Genomic DNA, 4,645 nt, shown 5'->3' with positions numbered 1-4,645 from the left:
AACGACGGGCGATGTGAACGGCGACGGCAAGACGGACGTGCTTGCGCTTTATAACAACAGTAACGGCAGCGGAGATGGTGCGCGTATCGTTGCAATGCTATCCAATGGCGATGGAACATTTGGCGCACCGATCACCACAATTTCTGCCCTGACGGGATACCTTGCACCCTATTGGCAATTAACGACGGGCGATGTGAACGGCGACGGCAAGACGGACGTGCTTGCGCTTTATAACAGCAGCAATGGTAGCGGAGATGGTATGCGTATCGCTGTCATGTTATCCAATGGCGACGGGACGTACGGTGCGCCGATTACCACGATTTCTGCGCCGACAGAATATCTCGCACCTTACTGGAAGCTAACGACAGGTGACGTAAATGGCGATGGCAAGACGGATGTTTTCGCACTTTACACTAACAGCAATGGTAGTGGAGACGGCATTCGTATTACTGTCATGCCGTCTAATGGCGACGGAACCTATGGTTCGCCGATTACCTCAGTAACACCTATGACGGGGTACCTCGCGCCCTATTGGCAATTAACGATGGGTGATGCAAATGGCGACGGCAAGTCGGATGTTCTTGCTCTTTACATTAGTAGCAATGGCAGTGGGGACGGTATCCGCATCGATACGATGTTAAGTAAGGTCGTTAATCAAGGGGCGCTGTCGACAATTTCAAATATGAATGCTGTTACGTCAATTATTTATCGTCCCATTACTGACGGCGGCAGCTACGTCAAAGATTCTACAGCATCCAGTTACCCGATCTTGGATGTCCAGGCACCGTTGTACGTAGTGTCCTCCGTGACATCGTCGAATGGAGTCGGCGGTACGACGAGCACGAGCTACACCTATGGCGGCCTGAAGAGCGATTTATCAGGCCGAGGTCTGCAGGGCTTCCGCTGGATGCAAGCCAAGCAGGTAGAGACGGGCCTGACGTCTTATACGGAGTACCTGCAAAGGTGGCCGTACACCGGCCTGCCAAGTCTGGTCAAGAAGAGCCTGACCGGCGGCGGCAACAACGGCGTGCTGAGCCAGATATCCAACAGCTACCACTGCAACGATGCCGCCGGCACGACGGCGACAGCTTGTGTCGTTGGCGCCGGCAAGCGCTACTTCGTCTACGCCAACCAGAGCGTGGAAAGCGGCTGGGACTACAACGGCGCGGTGCTGCCGGTGATCACCACCAAGACCGAGTACGACACCTGGGGCAACGCCACCAGGGTCGATGTCTCGACCAGCGACGGCTACGGCAAGAGCACGATCAACAGCTACAGCAACGACAGCAATAACTGGTATCTGGGCCGCTTGCTCAAATCCAGTGTGACAAGTACGGCACCGTAGGTTGTGCTGTCTGTAAAAAATATTCTCAGAAATTGATGAAAAGTGGATGGCGGCACGTAACCAAGTTGGCTAAGATAACGTGCCGCTGGCAGCAAAAGACTTAAGCGATCGCCAAAAACAAACAAAGGCAATTGCAGCAGCGTCGTAAAAAATAATTCGGGGGAATTCCTTGCGTAATCCATTTCGCCATGGTGCATGGCTATCTGTTGCCGGCTTTTTGCCGGTCCTGCTGGCTTCATCTTTCGTCCAAGCCCAAATGGTCACACCAGGCCAGTTCCAGGTCAGTGAGAGCGGTGCGGCGACCTATACGATTCCGATTCAGGTGTCTCCCGGTGTTGGGGGGATGGAGCCGAAACTGTCGTTGAATTACAGCAGCCAGGCCGGCAATGATTTATTGGGTGTCGGATGGAATCTTGGTGGTCTTGGAGCGGTAAGTCGATGTTCAAGGACTGTGGCCCAAGATGGCGTCCGCGGCAAGGTGAACTACGACAGCAACGATCGGTACTGCCTGGACGGTCAACGGCTGATTGCCATCAGCGGCAGTGAAGGCGGAGACGGAACGGAGTATAGGACGGAGCGTGAGAGTTTCGCCAGGGTCGTCTCGTATGGCAGTGCGGGTAATGGACCTGCATGGTTCAAGGTGTGGACCAAAGCTGGTCAGGTGATGGAATACGGCAAAACCACCGATGCGCGGATCGAGGCGCAAGGCAAGCCGACGATCAGAGTCTGGGCCTTGAACAGGATAGAAGATACGAAGGGAAATTACCTGGCGGCGAGCTATACGAAGGACGCCGCGAACGGGGATTACTACCCGGACCGGATTGATTACACGGGCAATAGCAAGACCAATGCCGTGCCGCCGAATTCGGTGCAATTTATATATGAAGCGCGGCCCGACGTAGTGAATACCTTTTTTAACGGCTCATTGATTAAGCGGTCGGTGCGCTTGAAATCCTTATCTGTCAATGTCGCCTCCACAAAAACGGCATCGTATGAATTAACGTACGACATCGAACCTGTCTATAAACGGTCCAAAGTGACTGCGGTCAAGCAATGTGCGGAAGCAAAATGCAATTCGCCGATCGAACTCACTTATTTTTCCGTGTCGCCTGCCTGGGAAGTCAGCGGGACATGGGAGCCGCCATATCCATTGTTTTCGCGCGGCCTGGACGGGGAGGGAGTTCAGTTCGTTGACGTCAATGGAGATGGTCTGGTCGATATCGTCAGAAGTCTTTGGGTGGATGGAACGATTTATAAAACGGCATGGTTGAATACGGGATCGGGTTGGAAGGAAGCGCCGGAGTGGGCGCCTCCATATCCATTATGGTCGCGGGGCTTGGGTAGCGAGGGTGTGCAATTCGTTGACGTCAATGGAGATGGTCTGGTCGATATCGTCAGAAGTCTTTGGGTGAACGGAACAATTTATAAATCGGCGTGGTTGAATACAGGATCGGGTTGGAAGGAAGCGCCGGAATGGGAGCCGCCATATCCGCTGTGGTCTCGCGGTTATGACAACGAGGGAATGGCGTTCGTGGACGTCAATGGCGATGGTCTGGTTGATATCGTGCGAAGTTTGTGGGTGGATGGGACGATCTATAAGAAGGCATGGCTCAACACCGGTTCCGGTTGGAAGGAGGCTCCAGAGTGGGAGCCTCCGGCGCCGTTATGGTCTCGAGGGCTGGACAACGAAGGTATGCAATTTGTTGACGTCAATGGCGATGGCTTGGTTGACATCATCAGAAGCATTGCGGCAGACGGGAAAATTTATAAAAAAGCCTGGCTGAACACGGGGTCTGGTTGGAAGGAAGCTCCAGAATGGGAGCCTCCGTATCCACTTTTCTCTCGTGGATTAGACAACGAAGGAATTGCAGTCGTCGATATCAATGGAGATGGATTGCCAGATATTGTCAGAAACCTTTATGTGAATGGGACGATTTATAAAACGGCATGGCTCAATACCGGCTCCGGCTGGCAGGAAGCTCCAGAGTGGGCACCACCTTATCCCTTGTTTAATCGCGGTTTGGACGAGGAGGGGGTGGAGTTGGTGGACGTCAATGGAGATGGTTTGGTTGATGTCGTCAGACATCTTTCCGTGAATGGCACATCCTATAAAACGGCCTGGATCAGACCGTCCAACAATCTCAGTTTAAAGACGATCTCAAACGCCACGAGCCTGATCATGGTGACGTACGGCCTCTCAAGCAATCCAGCCCTAAACGTTCCTGACACATCGACTGTCGCCAATACGACGAATTCGCGGGGCATCGGCCTTATTGTTTCTTCCGTGTCTTCCTCCAACGGCATAGGCGGCACCACCAGCACGAGTTACACCTATGGCGGCCTGAAGAGCGACCTGTCCGGTCGCGGCTTATTGGGTTTTCGTTGGATGCAAACCAGGCAGGTGGAGACGGGCCTGACGTCTTATACGGAGTACCAGCAAAGCTGGCCGTACACCGGCCTGCCGAGTCTGGTCAAGAAGAGCTTGGCTGGCGGCGGCAACAACGGTGTACTGAGCCAGATCACCAACAGCTACAACTGCAATGATGCCGCGAGTACGACGGTGACACCTTGTGTCGTCGGCGCCGGCAAGCGCTACTTCGTCTACGCCAACCAGAGCGTGGAAAGCGGCTGGGACTACAACGGCGCGGTGCTGCCGGTGATCACCACCAAGACGGAGTACGACACCTGGGGCAACGCCACCAGGGTCGATGTCTCGACCAGCGACGGCTACGGCAAGAGCACAATCAACAGCTACAGCAACGACAGCAATAACTGGTATCTGGGCCGCTTGCTCAAATCCAGCGTCACGAGCGCAACACCATAAGAGCGTCACGGCCAAGCATGACGACATCACTCAATAAAAATACAGGGGTAGCAATGAAGGCATCGTTCACACGGAACACCTTGACCACGATATTGCTGGGTTTGCTGATCGGGGGATCGGCAAATCCAGCCCAGGCGGGCACGATGACGCGCACCTCCGCGTTCGAATACGATGCCGCGACAGGCCTGCTCACCAAAGAGATCATCGAACCGGACAACCCCCAGCTACGCCTGGAGACAGCCTACACCTACGACGCCTACGGCAACAAGGTGGCTGCCACGACGAGCTCGCCGGCGACCGGTTCGGCTGCAGTCGTCCCGCGCAGCAGCGCCACGACTTATGATGCGGTAGGCCAGTTCCCGGTCAGCAGCAGCAATGCGCTGGGCCAGAGTGAGACCAAGACCTACGACCCCAAGTTCGGCGGCATGACCAGCCTGACCGGCCCCAACGGTCTCACCACGCAATGGCAATACGAC

The 4,645-nt window shown here is 54.8% G+C and carries 2 protein-coding genes and 1 pseudogene; all 3 read left to right on the top strand.

All coding sequences use genetic code 11. The features are described 5' to 3' along the window. Window positions 1–1,345 (top strand): FG-GAP-like repeat-containing protein (locus RV1423_RS29590; protein ID WP_197035031.1); only part of this gene is annotated, 1,345 nt, incomplete at its 5' end. A 169-nt stretch (window positions 1,346–1,514) separates the two neighbouring features. After that, on the top strand, window positions 1,515–4,169 hold the full coding sequence (locus RV1423_RS28095) for an FG-GAP-like repeat-containing protein (protein WP_155835345.1): 2,655 nt from the start codon (window positions 1,515–1,517) through the stop codon (window positions 4,167–4,169). 80 nt (window positions 4,170–4,249) lie between these two features. Beyond that, a pseudogene (locus RV1423_RS28090) lies at window positions 4,250–4,645 on the top strand (type IV secretion protein Rhs); the annotation flags it as partial.

Source organism: Herbaspirillum sp. RV1423, from assembly GCF_000577615.1.
Taxonomy (GTDB): Bacteria; Pseudomonadota; Gammaproteobacteria; order Burkholderiales; family Burkholderiaceae_D; genus Herbaspirillum.
This window is presented reverse-complemented; position numbering and strand designations above follow the sequence as displayed.